Source organism: Leuconostoc sp. XM4 (assembly GCF_055698815.1).
This window is the reverse complement of the sequence record NZ_CP134507.1, coordinates 442,729-462,009: the sequence shown is the minus strand read 5'-3', so window position 1 is coordinate 462,009 and position 19,281 is coordinate 442,729. Positions and strand designations below refer to the sequence as shown.

The window sequence follows — 19,281 nt, the reverse complement described above, 5'->3', positions numbered from 1 at the left end:
TGCCTGACAAAGTTTATAATAAGTGTGCTTCTGCCAATAATTCTTCTAACCAAGTACCTTTAATTTTCTTAAGTCCAACTTTTTGTATTAGTTTAGGAATTGGCAAATCCATTTCGCTCAGTGGCTTTTTATCATTCATATAGTACATAGCTCGCAATAATTCTCTAATATCGTAGATTGAATTAAAGACTTCTGGTACACCACGCTCAACATCTAGCAAGCTATATACAGCCTCCATAGCAGTCCGTACTGAATATTCCGTAGTAAAGACTGTATCTCGCGAAGGTGACTCAGCAAAGTTTCCAATAAATGCCAAATTGACAGAGCCATCCGGAATTACTTTTGGACGATCACCCATGACACGTGGCATAAAATAACTTGTAATAAACGGCATGTACACTGGAACAGTGTTAATTGATTCTTGCTGTGCTAGTTGATTAATTTTACTTTTAGGGACACCTAGGTGGTACAAAAATTCTTGTGTAATTTCTTGACCAGAAGACTCTACGATGGTCTTCTTAACATAGTTACCAGGAACATCAGAATATAGTCCGTAGATCCAAACTGTTGTTTCATTGGGCTTTTGTTGCTTAAAATGTGGTTGACGATGGACAGCAAAACTCATCAACCAGTTTGAATCGGTAATGGTTACAATGCCACCTGTATTGATTTTACCGTCATGCAGATCCCTCTTGGTAAGCCGTTCAATATAGGGATCAATTTCAGTATTTTTAATTGTTGCTGTTGCTGAAACAAACCAACTTTTTGCTGGTAAGTTTTGATAAAACACACTTGGATGACCAAATTCGTCTGATTGTTCAGCTAATTTTTCCCACAAACGCCACGACCCACCGGGTTCGTTTGTCACTGGCGCTGGTTCAAAATGGCTCCCATAGGTCGTACTTTCAGTAATGGAACCGTTCGTTATGAAAACTAAATCATTTGCTGTAAGCTGTTTAGTTTCTGGCTTCCCTGCAACAGTGAGCTGTAACTCCTTGACAACTTTATTGCCGTGATCAAAATTCACCATGACATTATCAACCGTAGAATCAAACTGTACGTCAACACCATGATCTTCGAGATACTTGATCAAAGGCAAGACCATCGAATCATATTGATTATATTTATTGAACTTCAATGCAGAAAAATCCGGTAACCCATCAATATGGTGAATGAAGCGCATTGCATAACGTCTCATCTCGATTGCTGAATGCCACTTTTCAAAAGCAAACATTGTTGCCCAATATATCCAAAAATTGCTTTTGAAAAAGTCTTCTGAAAAATAATCTTCAATCGTCGTTGTGCCTAATTTTGCTTCAGGCGTCATAATCAATTTAATAATTTCTTCAGATGATTTACCTAACGTATAGTCACCGTCGTTTGGCACACGATTTCCACGATCGTAAATCAACCGACAATTTGATGAATTAGGATCATCCTTATCCAGCCAATAATACTCATCAAGGTAAGAGGCCCCAGGGATTTCCAATGATGGCACTGAGCGATATAAATCCCATAAACACTCAAAATGATTTTCCATTTCACGGCCGCCACGTGTGACAAAACCAACATTAGGTCTTTGAATACCATCCAATGAACCACCAGCCAGTGGGAGTTCTTCAAATATATGAATTGACTCTCCCTTCATATGACCGTCACGAATAAGAAATACTGCAGTAGCCAATCCTGCTAGCCCCGAACCGACAATATATGCTGATTTCTGATCTACGTCCTTCGGCTTGCGTGGTGTTGCAAATGCTTCATAATTACCATTACTATAATACATCGTGATCCCCTTTCTAATAGAAAACGCTTTCAATACAACCCCATTCTACTCTAAGTCGGTATTAATTAGCAATTCAAAAGGATTACCACAAAATGATTTATATCAAAAAAGCAAACATATAACCGTTTGCTTTTTAACTAGTTTATTTTATAGCCTCAGAAATGGCTTTATTCACACCATCCTTTTCAGCTGCGATTAAATCAACACGGCTTGAGATTACTTTAATGTCCATAGTAATTTCCCGTGTTAATCCAGGCGTATTCAACTTAGGTTCAAAGAACGCCTTAAATTCAGCTAGTCGCTCTGGTGTATGGAACACAATCGCAATAACAGTAATATACATCGTAAATTCCATGTCACCACCGATCGTGTCTTCTAGCCACTGCCACTGCTCACGAACCCAATCCCAGACTAACTGCTGACTTTTATCATTAACTAGCAAGCCATAGACCCAACCACGGAGGTCTTGCGGTTTAATCGTGTCAGCGTCCTTTAGCTGATCAATCAATTTTACAATTAAATCTGGCTTTGGGGTACTAGTTAAGGCCGAACGTAAGTCAGCTTTATAATTAGCATCAGAGGATTTTCGGTAAGTAGTTAACAGTTGTTCAAACAATGACGTATTGCCAAAGTGCTTCAATTCATTGGCGAGTACAAAGTGACGAATATCAGCAGATAGGTTTTGTAGATTATCACTGTTTTTCTCAAATAATTCATGAGCCGTTGCAATTGTATCAGGATTTTCTGCATACAAAGAAGCATTCAAAACATAAGGACGTGTGAGCTGATTGTCGTATGATTCACCGCTTTGACCGGCCCAGCCCAAGCGTTTTACTTGTTTTATACTTAGTACATCATAGAATTCCTTCAAAGCTTTTTCTTCAGCTGAATTTGGTGTAACAAATTTCTTCAAGTCTGAAAGAATACTATATAGTACTGCATTAACCAACATGGCATCTTTGTGCGCAAAATTGACCAGCAGTGGCACGATATCAGCATAGGTAATTTGCCTACCATCAGCTAGTAAATGTAGATCCTGAAGAATTTGTCTTTGCGAAATATTATCCAATTCATCAAGATGTTCTAAAATATCTTTTAGTAATTGGGCATCATATTTAACAACAAAATGCGAATCATTACCGTCATTCAGCCTAAAAGGTGTACCAACTGATTCACGTAATTGAGCATAATCACCAACCACTACACGCTTACTGGCTAGTATTTGAGGTGCCACATCATAGTTACTGTTTAAGGGGATTTGCCACTGACGGTCACTTTCTTCGTATTCACCAATGAAAAACTGTTCTTGAGATAGGGTTAACTGGCCATCAATAACTTTTGCTGAAACCACTGGATATCCTGGTTGTTCCAACCAAGAATCCATCACTGCTTTAATATTTTGACCTGAAGCTTCACCCAAAGCCTCCCACAAATCAGCTCCTGCTGCGTTTGCATAGCGATGACGAGCAAAGTATCTTTTTAGTCCTTCACGTAAGGCCTTATCCCCAATCAAAGAACGAACCATCACCAACAGTCTTGCCCCTTTGGCATAAACAATTGCTGGATCAAATAAAGCATCAATATCAGCTGGGTGTTCTACTTGAGTGTGGACTGATTGTACGCCATCTGTGCTATCTCTCTTCAATGCTGAAACAATATCACTTGTTTGGAAGCTTTCCCAAATGTGCCAATCAGGCTCAATGGCATCAATTGCCACATACTCCATCATATTAGCAAAGCTTTCATTGAGCCACAAATCATCCCACCATTTCATCGTGACTAAGTCGCCAAACCATTGATGCGCTAATTCGTGAGCAATAACTGTGGCAACAATTTGTTTGGTATTCAACGCTGAATTTTCAGGATCAAGCAATACATAAGCTTCACGATAAGTTACTAATCCCCAGTTTTCCATTGCTCCTGCAGAGAAATCAGGCAAGGCTAGTTGCCAAGAATGTGGTAATGGGTAAGGTGTCTGATAAAAATCTTCGAAAAACTCAATCGATCGTTTAGCAATGTCTAGTGCAAAATCCAATTCTTTGGGAGCATGTGCCTTGGTAGAAAATACACCAACTTTTACCCCTGTGTTAGTAACCGTTTGCTTACTTTGTAATTCACCAAAGGCAAAGGCCACTAAATAAGTTGACATCCTCACTGTTGTATCAAAATAATGTACGCCATTTTCTGTGCGTATCTCTGGCATATTGGCTAAAATTGTTTCATTTGCTTGTTCATCAAACTTGATTGATAAATCAAATGTCGCTTTAGCTTCCGGTTCGTCCACACTTGGAAAAGCTTGACGAGCAAAACTTGTTTCAAATTGTGTACCGATAATTTGTTTTTTAACACCATCTAGCTCGTAATACGAAGGATAAATCCCCATCATTGTGTCGGTTAGCGTCGCCTTATAAGTCACAGTGATATCTATCTGACCAATAGTTTCTGTCGAAATTTTAATCAAATCAGCGTTATCATCAATGACAAAAGGAATCTCTTTTTCATTAATGTGAACAGACTGAATTTGCAAATTTTTTTGATGTAAGGCAATATTGTTGACTAGCGCATTACCACTAATCTTTGTTTTACCATTAAACTGTTTCGTCTCACGATTAATATCTAAATAGATATCATAGTGTTCAGGTTGAAAATTATTATAAAGCCGTGTGAATTGAGTCATGTTTTCTCCTGTAATCTATTAGAATAGCTACATTATACACCTTGAAATTAAAAAACGACTTTTAATCAGTCGTTTTTCTAGTTATTTATCAATTTTATTCACAGCTGATTCTGGATTCTTGCCAGATAATACCCGAACAATGTCATTGGTTGCATCAACCGCCATACGCGCCTTAGTTTCAACAGTATTAGAAGCAATATGTGGTGTGAGCAAAACATTTTCCAATGCAACTAATGGGTTTGTAACAGGCAATGGCTCTTCTTCAAAAACATCTAAAGCCGCACCAGCTATCTCACCCGATTTCAGAGCCAAGACCAAGTCAGATTCAACCAGAATAGAACCACGAGCCATATTAATTAGAAATGCGTCATTTTTCATTAACTTAAACTCATCTGCGCCAATTGAATGCTGAGTCTCAGGTAATGCCGGCAAATGGACCATCACATAGTCGGCAGTTTTAAAAATCGTTTCACGATCAACCAATTCAACACCAGGCACATCCTTGGCAAAGGGATCAAAGGCAATGACCTTAACATCAAACCCACTTAATTTTTTAGCAACTTGCTGACCAATACGACCAAATCCTAAGATACCAACAGTTTTCCCTTCAATATCACGGCCTGGGTGTGCCTTTCGATAATTCCAATTATCATCATGAATTGATTTTGAATCTTGATATAAGTTCTTGCTGATAGCTAATAACTCAGAGACAGCCGTTTCAGCAACTGATCCTGATAAAGCTTTAGGTGTGTTCACAACATAGATACCGCGCTGGGTTGCAGCATCCACGTCAACAGCATCATAACCAACGCCGTTACGTGCAATAACCTTTAAATTTGGCATAGCGTCCATTATATCTGCATCAAACTTTTGTGTACCAATCAATACAGCACTTGCCTCTACCCCTTCAGCCTTCATCTTTTCATGATCACGACCAGAACCAACAACTACTTCTAATCCTGCTTCTTCAAGAATCTTTTTCCCAACTGCTGGAATATCATCTGGTAAGAATACTTGTTTTGTCATATTATGCCTCTTTCTTATTATCTGCCAAAAATGCTTCTAGTTCTTCCTGTGTTGGGTACCCATCGTTGTCACCTGGTGTTTGAACTTGTAGAGCACCTACAGCGTTCCCCCGTCTTACAGCATCTGCCATGGTCAATCCTTCAATCAAACCGGTAATCAAGCCAAGCGCAAATCCATCCCCTGCGCCAACAGTATCAACGACCTTTTCAACCTTAAACCCATTAACAATGTAACTCTCACCGCTCTTGTTTTTGACATAGGCTCCATCAGAACCAATTTTGACAACGACAGTTTGTGTGCGGTCACTATTATTCAGATAAAAATCGGCGATGGTCTCTGGGTCTCTTGATCCAATTAGGATTTCACCTTCATCAATACCAGGTAAAACAATTTCACCATATTTTGCTAAATCATTGATCGTTTCAATCATCACTTCTCTAGACTCCCATAAAGCAGGGCGTAAGTTTGGATCAAATGTTGTTCTAATACCATGATCAATTAATTGTTCAGCAAAATAACGGAATGCTTCACGTGCTTGAAGCGAAATTGCGGGGAAAATCCCTGATAAATGGGCTATCTTTACATCGGAAAAATCAACTTGATCAATTAACGATTTGTCAAAGTGTGCCGCAGCTGAATTTCTGCGAAAATTAAAAGTTGATGGATCTCCTTGATCAACTAATTCTTTTAACTGAAACGCCGTCCAATTGCCTTCATCTGTAGCAATATAATGATTACCAACATTATAACGCGCTATTTCCTTAATCGTAAATTGACCCAACGGATCTGCACCAACCTGAGAAATGTATTCCGTGTTATGACCTAATCGAGTAGCACCGATCATGACATTTAGTTCAGCACCACCCAAAAATTTATAGTAATTAATACTATCAACTAAACCCTTATTTAAGTCGGTGGAAGCAAACGTCACTACCGGTTCACCTAATGTTAAAATTTCACTCATCTTGTTTCTCCTAACTCCTTTTTAATGTCCAAAAAAGCCATAAACTAATAGTTCGTTCACAAACGATACTACCCACATCACTGGTATGCCCATTTTTAAGTATTCCTTTGTTTCCAACTTTGAGTAAGTTAGCGCCCATGTATTCCATGACTGTGTTAAATCAATGGAAACTGCCATAATACTTGCCGTGTAAAGAAGTGGTAGCAAAAATATTGGTTGGAAAGTACCTGTAGCAGCTAAAACTGCCGCCGTAGCCGCTCCGGCACCCCAAACATGTAAAGGTCCGCGGAACAAAGCCAATGGTGCTAATATACCAATGGCAATTGCCAAAACCAATGGACTACTTGGTAAAATAACTTCAATCATGCTTTTAAAATGGGGAACGTTCATAGTAGCTGCGCCGGCAAACATAACCAATGCCATCAAGAATATGATCAAACCAGAAATATCATTGATTGCTTGTGAAACTGTTTTGTTGATAAAAGCAACTAATCCTTTATAAGATTTCATTTGCCCTGTCAATAACAACGCAATAATAGTTGCCAATAACAGAGCAGGAATAGCATCCCAATGGAAGAACATATTCAAGGCCACCGGTAAAACAGGGATGATAAATGTAATTGGATGCGTTTTCTGGAAGGTTGCTTGTTTACTGTCATCAATTGTTTCAATTTCACCATTTTTGATGCTTTTACTATTAAGCAATATGAAGATAATAACGCCTAATAATTGAACCCCCATGGCTGCTAATCCAAAAATCAAGTATTTTCCCGAAAAACTAACTGACGGAAAGAACGCTTTTATTTGATTAAATAGGACTACGTTAATGTACATTGGCGCACCAATAGCCATTGTGAATGCTGGAATGGCGACCTTTTTAGGGACCCCAATCGACAACAAGATTGGAATTAATATAACACCAATGGCGATAACCGAACCAACGCCGTATGCCGACGAGAAAATCAATGCTGTGACGAGCACAACTAATATCGTTGCAAAAATAGGCGCTTTTCGTCCAACTCTTTCAGTCTGCGCCGAAATGGATCCAGCTATACCAGAATCAACTAGTACACGACCAAACCAAGAACCAAAAACAATGTAAATAATTGTTGGTCCATAATTCAATGCCGGATCTGCAATAACCTTTTGAACAACTTGGTCGAAAGGTACCAGCCCAATAACAGACCAGAGAAGCGCCATTACAAAGAAACCAATAACTAAATTGCCACCCTTAACAATGTAATAGATAAAGCCTACGAATGTTAGTAAGAGCAAAATACTAATAATTATATTAGTCATAAGTCTTACACCCCTTTAATTAAAGATGGCGAGTGCCTGAACGCCATCTTGTATAACTTTGTCATTAACTGTTGGATATTCAACCGCTACGGGAACGTTGCTTGGCAAGATGTTCAAAATTGATTGCCATGCAATATCTCCTTCATTAAGCGGTACGGTTACCAAATTATCACCGTGTCCTTGATCATCTTTAACATGAATATAGCGTACATACTGTGTTAGTTTTTCAGCTGCCACAACTTCGTCTTCACCAACATAACGCCAATTACCCATATCATAAACATAGCGAATATCTAAATTATTTTCGGTAACAGCAGACATAAACTTTTCAATCGCTTTTATTTTTCCCGAAACTTGGGTTTGATCATTTTCAATATTTGTTTGAATGTCGCGCGCTAATAATTGGTTTAATTCAGACACATCTTCCGAAGATAACGTTTCGAAATCTCCAATATTAAATTTAATCGCATAAATGCCAAGCGCCTGTGCTTCATCATAGTATTGTGCCAATTTTGGATTAAGACGATGGTTCACAAATACCTCATCTGGTACGGAATAAAATAACCGCAACTTGTTATCAACTGCATACTGTGCAATGGCTGGAGTTTCTTTAACAATGTCATCAAAGTACTCCCGTCGCAATTCAACCGATGAGACACCGAAAGACACAGCTTTTTTTAACATTTCAAGTTGTTGCATTCCCTTCTCATGATCATTCATGAATACTAAATTATTTAAAACAATTTGTTCTTTTCTCATTATCCGCTCCTCAATACTTGTTTAGTTCTGTTACATGTTTCAATAACTCGTCAAATCCTAAATCTGATAAATTAGGTTGTGACCGATCAAAGTTTTCGCCTTCAATTTTATTAAATTTTTCAACTAGAAAGTAAGCAGATAGATAGGCCGCAAGTTGTTGTTTAGCCATACCCTCAAGATTTTTAGCATCAAAATTTAGTTTAAAAGATTCAAGAAATTGTAACGCAAACTTTTCTGGATCAATATGTAACTGCTCTTTTTCCATTTTTCCATCCCTTTATTTTTATTACGTGTATCGTTTTCGGAAACCGGTTTACATGATATATTGTAAACGCTTCCAAATATTTGTCAACCCCTTTTTTTAATTTGTCGTATAATGTTCTCATGAGTAAAAAAGTGACCATCAACGTTATAGCTGAAATGGCAAGGGTTTCAAAGACAACTGTTTCCCGTTTTTTAAACGGGAAATTTGATAATATGTCAGAAGCAACAAAAGAACGTATTGCTGAAACAATTGCTGAATTAGATTATCATCCTAGTCGCCAAGCACAAGCCTTAAAAGCCAAAAACTCTCTGTTAATCGGTATCTCTGTAGCAGATATTTCCAATATGTATACCTCGCGTCTTTTAAAAGGCATCAGTGATTATTTTCAAAATACAATCTATCAAGTTTTGATTATGGACGGCGACAATTCAATTGAACGTGAATATAGTAATTTGGAAAAGATGGTCACCGAAAGGATCGACGGTATTATCTTACAACCATTGGTTCACCAACCTGATCACTACCAACTATTAATTGATGAAAATATCCCCGTTGTTCAAGTTGATCGTTATACTGAACCATTTACTTGGCCAGCAGTGGTATCGGATAATTTTCAAAAATCACTAGAAGTGGCAGATCTAATGAAATCAAAAAATTACGAAGAAATTATTGTTTTATCCAATCATATCAACGGTGTATCTAGCCGTATGAATCGTTACAATGGCCTAAAAACTGGTATTGAGAACACAAGTATTACGATTAAACTAATCGAAATTGATGACAATAAGGACTGGCAAAACACACTACAATCCATGCTTGAATCACCCACAAAAAAAGCGCTGTATGCGCTCAATGGACAAGTCTTGTGGGAAATTGTTCGATTTTTAAAGAAACATCATATTGCTATACCTGATGATGTTGGTGTAATTGGTTATGATGATGACATGTTTGCTGACATGATTTCACCCGAAATTACTTCTGTATCACAAAACCCCCAAGAAATAGGTCGAACGGCTGCAGCCAACTTAATGCAGATTATGAATGATGAAACCACTTTGTCCAAAACAATTCGAATCCCGTCAACAATCCAAATGAGAGAATCTCTTTGACTAGAACTATTGTAACCACTAAAACTTCATTCTTAAGGAGGATATATGACAGCACTATATACATTAGCTTTATTGTTAATCGGTGTGATTGGTACTAACCTAATTAAACAATTCTTCCCCAAAATTCCGGAACCATTCATCCTAATTATTGTTGGTATTTTCCTATCATTTACACCGATATTTCAAAATTTCGAACTTGAACCTGAGTTTTTTATGCTAATGATTATTGCACCGTTAATGTTTCTAGATGGACAAAAACAATCATTTTCTAAAATAAAAAAACGTTTTTCAATTATCTTTCTCCTATCAGTAGTCCTAGCTGTGGCCACCGCAATCGTTGTTGGCTTAATAGCTAACCGCGTGGAAGTACAGTGGACATTACCATTAGCAATTGCTCTAGCTGCAATTGTTGTGCCTACCGATGCTGTTGCCGTCAAATCAATGACCTCGTCAGTTGATATGCCCAATGGTGTGGGCGAGGCTCTTGAATTAGAATCACTATTCAACGATGCAACAGGACTAGTTTTATTAGACTTAGCCCTATCCGTGCTTGAACAAGGAAAATTTTCTCTCATCGCAGGCATTGGTCACTTCTTGTTTGTTGCAGTTGGTGGTGCGCTAATTGGTGTGATTGCTGGTTTCCTACTCGTCACTATCCGAACCAATATTACTTTCAGAACCGTTAGCCCAGAAACAACGATCATCCCGATTAGTCTCTTAACCCCGTTTATTGTTTACTTTTTAGCAGAATCATTTGGCACTTCCGGTATCTTAGCCGTGGTTGCTACTGGTATTGTGCACAATTGGGAATCCAATAAGCTTCGCTTAACATCGACACGAGTACAACTGACTTCCAACACTATTTGGGAATCAATATCGAATGTCTTAAATAGTATTGTTTTCATTATTTTAGGTATTTCTTTACCGATTGTTTGGCAAGAAATTATTCATATGGGCTTAGTTGGAATCATGCAACTATTAGGTTTAAGCATCTTAATTTATATTGCTATGTATGCTGTGCGATATATTTGGGCATTTCGCGAAGACAACCAGTCGGCTAACACTTTCTTTGACAGCCACAGCAATCCCAAACAACATCGTTTTTTGTCCCATATATTCGCCATCAGTGGCGTACATGGGACCATGACGCTAGCCATGGCATTTTCTTTACCGTTAACTATTGCCAATCATGCTTTCCCTTATCGTGCTGAACTTATTGTAGTTGCCACTTTGATTATCTTAATTAGTATGTTAATGAGTGCAATTATTTTACCTATCGCCCTACCAAAGAAAGCGGTCACCTATACCAAGGCTGACCTTGAAAACACACGTAACAAAATGGTTGACTATGCCTCATTAAAGGTTTCTGAGACTACTGCAAACCCAGCAGTTCGAGAGGCAATTATGATACAATTACAGTCGCAAAAAGGCTGGTTAAACGACAACCATTCAACAAGAAATTATAATTCTCAAAAATATAATATTTTGCTAAACAACACGAAAGATTTTATTATTCATTATCTCCACAGTGATAGTGTTGAACAAAAATACAGTTCTGAAGTAATTGATGCATATGAAAAAATTCTTAATCGTCTCAAAATCAGCAGTTTTTTCCAACACAGCCCCCTACAAAGATTTTTTCACTATGTAAAGGCAAGATATCGTCATATAAAGTGGCACGTCCGAAATGACCAAATTACGAAAAAACAACGGCTAAAGGGTCGTAAAAAATGGGCCAAAGAGCATCAAGGTAGTGCACAACAATGGCAAAATATTCATGAAGGATTACTGCTATTAAATAACGACGTCATTGGTGAAGTTAATCAGCACTTGGATAATCTCTTACGTAATAGTTTAGAGAATGACGCTGATGACCACCAATACATTAGTTATGTTCGTCAAAGATTTGATCGTTATTTTAATTTAATAAAACGTGAATATAATCAAGAAACGCCAACTATCAACAGTGATTTATATATTCAAGCATTTCAATTTGAATATAATTATATTCAACAAGCCAGCTCGACAGGCATTATTCCCAATACACTGGCAGCCGTACTATACAATGAAATAAATGAAGCCCAAACGCTAGAGTTACAACAAATTAACCAGATAGAAGCAATGAATTCTTAAAAAAATAATGGCTAGACTTAATATTCAAGTCTAGCCATTATTTTTATTTAATTTTTTCGTAGATTGGTAACAAATTTTTCATTGCTAGAACCAAGGTATCTACAATGCCATCGCCATCCCAAAGTTTATCACCACGTTTTATTTCTACTCCAATCAATACCTCACTATGCTTAACAGATTCATAACGTTCTACTGAATCGTCATATTGTAATAATGAGTATGTCTTGTTTACCATGTGATCTTGACTTAATCGGTATGAATCTGGTAATTCTCTCACTAACGGGCTCACCTCACGCAATTTTTGAGTGATTACGTTGGTTTGAGCAGGTTTCATATTCTCTTCAACAGCAAGATAAAAATAAACATTATCTTCCCAAATGCCTAATTCAAAATGTGGTAACATTTTATAACCGCGCTTATTTGGCGCAAAGGCTACCCATGTATTATCCGGCGCATAAGTTGTTCTTCGTAAATGCTTAGCTACATGTGCATACCATTCTTGCCCATTTGTATTCAATATAGGCAACACAATCGACGCAAACTCTTCAAACTTTGGATCAATAATCGTTCTTATTTTTTCCATTCGACCATTTAACGTTTTGTCTTCAAAAATATCAAAATCACTGTTTCGAAACATCTTCTTTCCTCCAATTAATGACCGATAACCATTTGATGACTACATAACCTAATACCAAAATTGTAGCAATCAAGTTTAACCAAATCAGCATAGCAATCATAGAACTCACGGATTGATAAAAATCATATTTCCCCAATGCAAATTGAGCGTAAAACGTGAATCCTCTATTCAAGAGATTCAACATCACTAATTCAAGAAAACTGCCAACTAAAACAAAACGAAATGGTGCTCGAGCGTCTTTTGCCGGCAGAAAAAAATTCATCATGACCAAAGCCAGCCAAATACCCAACCATATAAACCAACGCGTTTGATGTTGTAAAAAGTTAGTCCATTCTGAATACGGCAAGTGCTGAATGACGATGGTCAAAACATTGCTACCAACCATTAACAAAGCAAATAATGTCAAAATAAACAACAACCATATAAATGAAAAAGCTCGTGTGAACAAACTATTAATGTGTTCTTTAACGTCTGCAATGGCATTAAATGATTGACGAAAGACCGCAATCACACGTGAAATCGACCAAATCGTAAACAGGACGGAAAAAGAAAGTAGCGAAGTACTTCTTGATGATAAAACGGATTCCATAATTGGAATCACAATATTCTCAATATTTTTTGGTAATACATTACGCATCATTGCTAGTAAATCAGCAGTACTGATGCTCGTGAAAGAGACAATTAAAGCTGCCCCCATCAATATAGGAAAGACTGTTAAAAGTGCATAATAAGCAAATGTCGGTCCAACATAACCAATTTGTGAGCGTGTAAAAAAAGTAGTTAAAGTTGATATTTTTAATCGTGCATCTATAACACGCCATTTGTGCATAATTTTCTTATTCATAATACTATTATCTCAAACATAGCCCGTATTCAGCAACATTAATTAAAAATATAACAGATATTGTTAACTTATACTAGTTAGAATATTTTTCCTATGCCAAAGTGGATTGCAATCGTAATAAGACCAATGATAATATTACGAATCACTGCACGCTTAACTAAGCCATTAGAAATTTTCGCACTAAGAAATCCAGTAAGTGCAACTGCTACTACAGTTGCTGCAATTGTGGCAACGAATTGATACTTTCCTGACACAATTAACAACGTTAACAATGGAAAGGCACCACCTAAAGCTGCAGAAAACAATGATGACCAAGCGGCTGACCATGGACTCATATAGTGTCCTAGTGTAATATCATACTTAACACTTAATACTGTTTCTAAAGGCTTTTTCTGCAACAGCTCATCAGCTATTGCACTTGCTGTTTTTTCAGACACACCACGTTCCATGTAAAAGTCTCGTACACAACGGTGTTGCCCTGGCATATCAGTTTTTAACAATTCTTTTTCAGTTTCAACGGCCACCTTTTCGCTATCTGACTGTGAACTGACAGAGGCGTATTCTCCAGAAGCCATTGATAAAGCACATGACACTAAGTCAGCTAGCCCAGCAATAAAAATTGCAAATTGATTTGTCGTTGCTGCTGCTACTGAAAACAAAACCCCAACAACCGTCAGTATGCCATCATTAGATCCGAGAACCCCTGCTCGAATGGCATTTAATCGTTCATCCATGGTTTCGTGTTTTTTTACTTTTTCCATTTCAGTCCCCTTTTTTATCTAAACAAACTACCGATTAAGAACGTCACAATCATTGTAAAGATACCGGCAATGACATTACGAATTACGGAATGCTTTTTGTTTGCACCATTTACTTGAGCTGCTGCATATCCTGTAATGGCTAATGCTACAATAACAGCAATAAATGTGGCAATTTCTCGCGTTCCCTGAGGCGCTATAGAAATAGCAACCATTGGTAATATTGATCCTATGGGGAAACTAACTAATGACGCCAAAGCAGCGTGGCCAGCACTTAATTCTTGGTTTAAAGAAAATCCATAGCGTTCGCGGACAGATGTGACCAAGGGATCTTTTGACATCATCTCCTGCGTAGCTTGTTGAGCTAACGTTGATGATATACCTGTTTCTTCATATTTTTTTTGTATAAATTCAAATTCGCCATCGTAATCATTTGCAACAGCCCGAGTTTGAATTTGACGCACTTTTTCTTGTGCATCATGTTGAGAATTGACCGAAACATATTCCCCCATTGCCATCGACACAGTTCCAGCTAACATACCAGCAAACCCCGCTAGTAAGATTGTATCTGTGTGACTAGTAGCACCTGCAACACCTAAAACGATACCAGATACTGATAAAATACCATCATTGGCACCCATAACTGCTGCACGAATAATATTATTTCGCTGCATAAAGCTTGTTTTTTCAGATTTTTCAGACATAACTTCCCCTTGTTGTTAGAACTATTCTAATGAACATTCTAACTCATCTAGTTTCATAAATCAAGTTATTTGGAACAATTCTACATATCATGATATAATAGTAATAAATATGGAGGATTCTTATGACTGATCAAAAATTGCGTACAATATTGCAAGAACACGGATTAAAAGCTACGTATCAACGAATGGCCGTTTTAGAATATCTCGCTACAAATAAAACCCACCCCACAGCAGAAATGATTCACGAAGATTTAAATAATATTAGTTTGGCAACAGTTTATAACACGCTTGATAAATTAATTGAAACTGGATTAATCATCGCTATAGACATTCATGATGATGGCAAGCGCCACTTTGATTATTATGGTGAACCACATTATCACATCATCAATCAACAAACTAGTGAGATTATTGATGCAGATAATTTCGATATGGCTCCTTTGTTTGACGCAGCACGTAAAGCTAGCGGTTTAAATATTACAGGATATCATATTGAGATCTTTGGGGTTAATCCAGAAGATTCGTAGTGTTTCTGATATTAACTTTGTTCCAAAAAAGGATCAACTCATTAATGAGTTGATCCTTTTATTTATCATATTTTTCCAAAAATGCTTTTATTTTACTTCTATAAGCGACTGGGTAGTCATGAAAACTTTGAACATGTTTTGAGCCCTTGGTAATCCATAACTGCTTTGGTCCTCTAGAAGCGTTGTACAGCGGGTAAACCATTTTGGTTGGCACAAAAGTGTCGGCCCCACCTTGAATGAAAAAGGTTGGCCGCGTGTTTTTTTCAACTTGTCTCAAAGGACTAGCTTCCTCATATGAGTATCCGGCCCGTACCTTCGAGATACCCGAAACCACATTAACAAGTGGAAACCATGGTAAGCCATACATATCTCCTGCTTCATGTTTAATCTCTTCTATAACACTTGTGTAGGACGAATCAGCAATAATTGCTTTCACCTGATTCGGTAAATCATTTTCACCAGAAGTTGACAACACAGTAGCAGCACCCATGCTCATACCATACATGACAATATCTGATTTTTGACCATTATTTTCTAAAATTTGATTCAACCAACCGATATAGTCTCGCCGATCTAACCAACCGTAGCCAATCATTTCACCCTGTGAATCACCGTGTGCACGATTATCTGGAATTAATACGTTGTAGCCCAACTCATGGAATAACTCACCATATATGGCCATCGTCGTTTTATTGTTGTGCCAGCCGTGAGCCAGGATAGCTGTTTTACCTGTTTTTTTCTCAGCAGGTACGTACCAAGCAATTAGTTTCAAATTATCAGATGTTTTTTGTGTCCATGTTTGCTTTTCACGAGACAAAAAATCATGTTCGTAGTGATAAAGTGAATTTGTTTTTGCACGTAATTTGTCTGGCTTATCTGCTGCTACATCGCGGACCTCAGCAACATGAAAAAAATACATACCAGCTGATAACAATAAAATAGCAATAAAAACCAAACAACCAATTAACCACTTATACTTTCTTTTCATAAATCACTTTCCCTTATAATCAATCCATAAAATTGTACGCTAATTTTGGTCATGGAGCAAACAAATTATGATTAAAATTGAAGTTTAATAAATTATTATCCCTAGAATTTCATTAAGAATGGTATCATAAATTATAAAGAAAGCGAGGTATATTAACGTGACCTACTCACAAAAATGGAATTTAGAAAGTATATTCCCGGGTGGTATAACTTCACCACAACTCACTCAAAAATATGAACTTATCGCAAAGCAAATCAATGATTTTACTGATATGATAGCCGATTACAGCCTCGCACAAGACAAAGATTTCACGGTGTTGGCTGATTTAGCTGATTTAGCACAAAATATTGGTGCTGGAATTGGTACTGCCAATATTTTTGTTAATGGTTGGTCGTCTGTAGATTATGGTAACAGTGTTTATGCGCCTCATTTTAATAAATTGGGAAACTTATGGGTATCTTTCTCATCTCCTTTAAATGCTTTTCAAAAACTACTTTCAAAATTAGATGATGAAACATTTGAAAAAGCTATCACTACTAGCCGTCTTGCACCAATTGCTTTTTACTTAACAGAGTTGCGTACTGATGCTAAACGATTGTTGGACGATAAAACAGAAACGTTAATTAACAAATTTGATCTTGATGGACAGCAAGCTTGGTCCCAGCATTATGACACAATATCTGCTTCATTATCGATGAGCTATACCGATGAAAACAATAAAACTCGTCAAATTTCCGCTGGACAAGCTTTGAACATGTTAGATGGTGAACCCGATAATGAGGTGCGGGCTAACCTCATGACAAACTATGAAAAAATGTGGGCAAAAGCTGAAAATTTAACGAGTGATACATTAAATCATTTGGCTGGATTTCGTCTAACCAATCAAGAAGCTCATGGTCGTCAATCACACTTAGAACAGCCACTGGAGCTCAACCGTATGTCTCGCGGAACTTTGGATGCTATGTGGCAAGTTGTAGATGCTAACAAGAGTATGTTTAAAACATATTTTGAACGTAAAAAGCAATTACTCGGTTTGAAATCCATCGGTTGGCAAGATCAAGTCGCGCCACTAACCAACATCGGTGACTATAAACCATCAGATGTTTCTTATGATGACGCTGCTAAATTTATTATCGAACAATTTGGTAAGTTTTCACCTAAGATGGCAACGTTTGCTCAAAAGGCTTTTGAGAATAATTGGATTGAATCAGAGAACCGTCCTGGTAAACAACCAGGTGGTTATATGGAATCTGTCCCAGATTTACACGAGTCTCGAATATTTCTAACCTACACAGGTTCAGTAAATGATGCTGCGACAATTGCGCATGAACTGGGTCACGCATTCCACTCTGCGCAGCTAACTGATTTACCATTTTGGCGTGATGCCTATGCTATGAACGTTGCCGAAACAGCCTCAACTTTTGCCGAATTGATTGTTAATGACGCTAACGTAAAAGAAGCAAAAACAGATGCCGAGAAAATTGTATTATTAGATGCAAAAATGACTAATCCTATTGCTATGTTTTTAAACATACATGCCCGCTTCTTATTTGAAGATTCGTTTTACACAGAACGTAAGCATGGCCTAGTGACACCACAGCGTCTCAATCAACTAATGGATAACGCGCAAAAAGAAGCTTTTGATGGTATTTTAGATGTCCGTCATCCCCACTTCTGGTCATCAAAACTGCACTTTTTCATTGATTCTGTGCCATTTTATAATTTCCCTTATACATTTGGTTATTTATTCTCATCAAGCATTTACGCGCAAGCACAAAAAGATGGTGACAATTTTGAAGAAAAATATATTGCCTTGCTACGTGACACTGCTAATATGACTTCAGAAGAATTAGCAAAAAAGCATCTTGGTGTTGATCTAACGAAGCCGGGATTTTGGCAGACTGGTGCCGATTTGGTTAAAAAAGATATTGACGAATTCTTGTCACTTTCTGAGCAATTTATAAAATAAAAATAGACAGAACAAAAGGCCTAAAGTGTATCACACCTAGGCCTTTTTATTAGTCAACATTTTTAATTTTTTGGTGACTATGTAACTCATTGACCTGTTTTTGTAATTCTCCAAGCATTTTTGTCTGCATTTTTTGAATTTCAAATAAATCGGGGTTATCTTTTTGAATAATACGGTCAATTTTAGCATGCAGTACCCTCATCTCCTCCTCGGTCTTTAAATTCACATGGTAATCATTATCTGCGTGCAATCTGTCATAATCAGATGATCGATTCTGACTCATTAGTATTAACGGCGCTTGTAATGCGGCCACCATACTCAAAAATAAGTTTAATAATATAAAAGGGTAGGGATCAAAATGCATGTTGAACAATTGAAAAACATTGGTGATGATCCACATAATCATTGCACAAATGGACACGATAATAAATCCCCAACTACCGCCAAAATGTGCGACATTATCTGCTATTTTTTGGCCAAATGTATAGGATTCTCTTTGATGCTTATTCACATTGACAACTTTAAAACTTTTATCTGTCAATATGTGCGTTAGTTTGTTATTAATATGTTTGTTTGTTCTATGCTTCTCCAATATCATTTTATCGATTTTTTCTAAACGGTATTGAAGCAAATGATCAAAGCAAATAAAATCTGCCAACATGCTGTCAGGAAAATCATGCTTTATCTTTTGTTGTAGTTCAATATCTAGTTCTGCCAGTAAGACACCATCGACAACATTCTTTTCTTCACCATCCACAAAACATGTAAAACTTCTTTGCATACTGGTCATTATTTATCCTTTCCAACCAAGTTCTCAATTTGAAGTAACGAAAAAC

The 19,281-nt window shown here is 37.3% G+C and carries 17 protein-coding genes; 4 read left to right on the top strand and 13 right to left on the bottom strand.

All coding sequences use genetic code 11. The features are described 5' to 3' along the window. Positions 1-13: 13 nt before the first annotated feature. The 7 genes from RHP64_RS02485 to RHP64_RS02455 form a co-directional block, all read right to left on the bottom strand. Positions 14-1,786 carry an oleate hydratase gene (locus RHP64_RS02485; RefSeq protein ID WP_105295944.1) on the bottom strand — a complete coding sequence of 591 codons (1,773 nt, stop codon included), beginning with the start codon at positions 1,784-1,786 and terminating at the stop codon, positions 14-16. Positions 1,787-1,928: 142 nt separating this feature from the next. Then, positions 1,929-4,463, bottom strand: coding sequence for a M1 family metallopeptidase (locus tag RHP64_RS02480; protein ID WP_025267829.1), 2,535 nt, complete (start codon positions 4,461-4,463; stop codon positions 1,929-1,931). 81 nt (positions 4,464-4,544) lie between these two features. Beyond that, a complete protein-coding gene (locus RHP64_RS02475) occupies positions 4,545-5,489 on the bottom strand; it encodes a phosphoglycerate dehydrogenase (protein WP_025267828.1) in 945 nt (314 codons plus the stop codon). Between the two features lies 1 nt (position 5,490). After that, entirely contained in the window at positions 5,491-6,453 is a 963-nt protein-coding gene (locus RHP64_RS02470) for a sugar kinase (protein ID WP_011679338.1), read from the bottom strand. Between the two features lie 21 nt (positions 6,454-6,474). Then, positions 6,475-7,752, bottom strand: coding sequence for a hypothetical protein (locus tag RHP64_RS02465; protein WP_061514781.1), 1,278 nt, complete (start codon positions 7,750-7,752; stop codon positions 6,475-6,477). 15 nt (positions 7,753-7,767) lie between these two features. Continuing rightward, positions 7,768-8,511, bottom strand: coding sequence for a sugar phosphate isomerase/epimerase family protein (locus tag RHP64_RS02460; protein WP_025267826.1), 744 nt, complete (start codon positions 8,509-8,511; stop codon positions 7,768-7,770). Between the two features lie 10 nt (positions 8,512-8,521). Next, positions 8,522-8,776 (bottom strand): hypothetical protein, encoded by a 255-nt coding sequence (locus tag RHP64_RS02455; protein ID WP_010286019.1) that lies wholly within the window; start codon positions 8,774-8,776, stop codon positions 8,522-8,524. A 119-nt stretch (positions 8,777-8,895) separates the two neighbouring features. Between RHP64_RS02455 and RHP64_RS02450 the strand changes: the two genes are divergently transcribed. Next, entirely contained in the window at positions 8,896-9,885 is a 990-nt protein-coding gene (locus tag RHP64_RS02450; RefSeq protein ID WP_025267825.1) for a LacI family DNA-binding transcriptional regulator, read from the top strand. A 45-nt stretch (positions 9,886-9,930) separates the two neighbouring features. After that, a complete protein-coding gene (locus tag RHP64_RS02445; protein WP_025267824.1) occupies positions 9,931-12,018 on the top strand; it encodes a cation:proton antiporter in 2,088 nt (695 codons plus the stop codon). A 43-nt stretch (positions 12,019-12,061) separates the two neighbouring features. On the opposite strand, the gene RHP64_RS02440 is transcribed toward RHP64_RS02445, so the two are convergent. The 4 genes from RHP64_RS02440 to RHP64_RS02425 form a co-directional block, all read right to left on the bottom strand. Continuing rightward, positions 12,062-12,655 (bottom strand): DUF1054 family protein, encoded by a 594-nt coding sequence (locus tag RHP64_RS02440; protein ID WP_014324364.1) that lies wholly within the window; start codon positions 12,653-12,655, stop codon positions 12,062-12,064. Continuing rightward, positions 12,639-13,499 (bottom strand): YihY/virulence factor BrkB family protein, encoded by an 861-nt coding sequence (locus tag RHP64_RS02435; RefSeq protein WP_014324363.1) that lies wholly within the window; start codon positions 13,497-13,499, stop codon positions 12,639-12,641. Before RHP64_RS02435 ends, RHP64_RS02440 begins: the two co-directional genes overlap by 17 nt. A 77-nt stretch (positions 13,500-13,576) precedes the next feature. Beyond that, positions 13,577-14,260, bottom strand: a complete 684-nt coding sequence (locus RHP64_RS02430) for a VIT1/CCC1 transporter family protein (RefSeq protein WP_004164582.1) — start codon at positions 14,258-14,260, stop codon at positions 13,577-13,579. 14 nt (positions 14,261-14,274) lie between these two features. After that, entirely contained in the window at positions 14,275-14,961 is a 687-nt protein-coding gene (locus RHP64_RS02425) for a VIT1/CCC1 transporter family protein (RefSeq protein ID WP_004164583.1), read from the bottom strand. A 122-nt stretch (positions 14,962-15,083) separates the two neighbouring features. On the opposite strand from RHP64_RS02425, the gene RHP64_RS02420 reads away from it, so the two are divergent. Next, the gene (locus tag RHP64_RS02420; protein ID WP_004164584.1) at positions 15,084-15,488 is read left to right on the top strand and encodes a Fur family transcriptional regulator; all 405 of its coding nucleotides are present in this window, start codon (positions 15,084-15,086) and stop codon (positions 15,486-15,488) included. A 58-nt stretch (positions 15,489-15,546) separates the two neighbouring features. On the opposite strand, the gene RHP64_RS02415 is transcribed toward RHP64_RS02420, so the two are convergent. Further along, the gene (locus RHP64_RS02415) at positions 15,547-16,476 is read right to left on the bottom strand and encodes an alpha/beta hydrolase (RefSeq protein ID WP_010282851.1); all 930 of its coding nucleotides are present in this window, start codon (positions 16,474-16,476) and stop codon (positions 15,547-15,549) included. A 157-nt stretch (positions 16,477-16,633) separates the two neighbouring features. Between RHP64_RS02415 and RHP64_RS02410 the strand changes: the two genes are divergently transcribed. Beyond that, on the top strand, positions 16,634-18,445 hold the full coding sequence (locus tag RHP64_RS02410) for a M3 family oligoendopeptidase (protein WP_061514780.1): 1,812 nt from the start codon (positions 16,634-16,636) through the stop codon (positions 18,443-18,445). 49 nt (positions 18,446-18,494) lie between these two features. Here RHP64_RS02410 and RHP64_RS02405 read toward each other — a convergent pair whose 3' ends face one another. Next, positions 18,495-19,235: a DUF1003 domain-containing protein gene (locus RHP64_RS02405; protein ID WP_011679329.1), complete on the bottom strand. Its 741-nt coding sequence runs from the start codon at positions 19,233-19,235 to the stop codon at positions 18,495-18,497. Positions 19,236-19,281 lie beyond the last annotated feature (46 nt).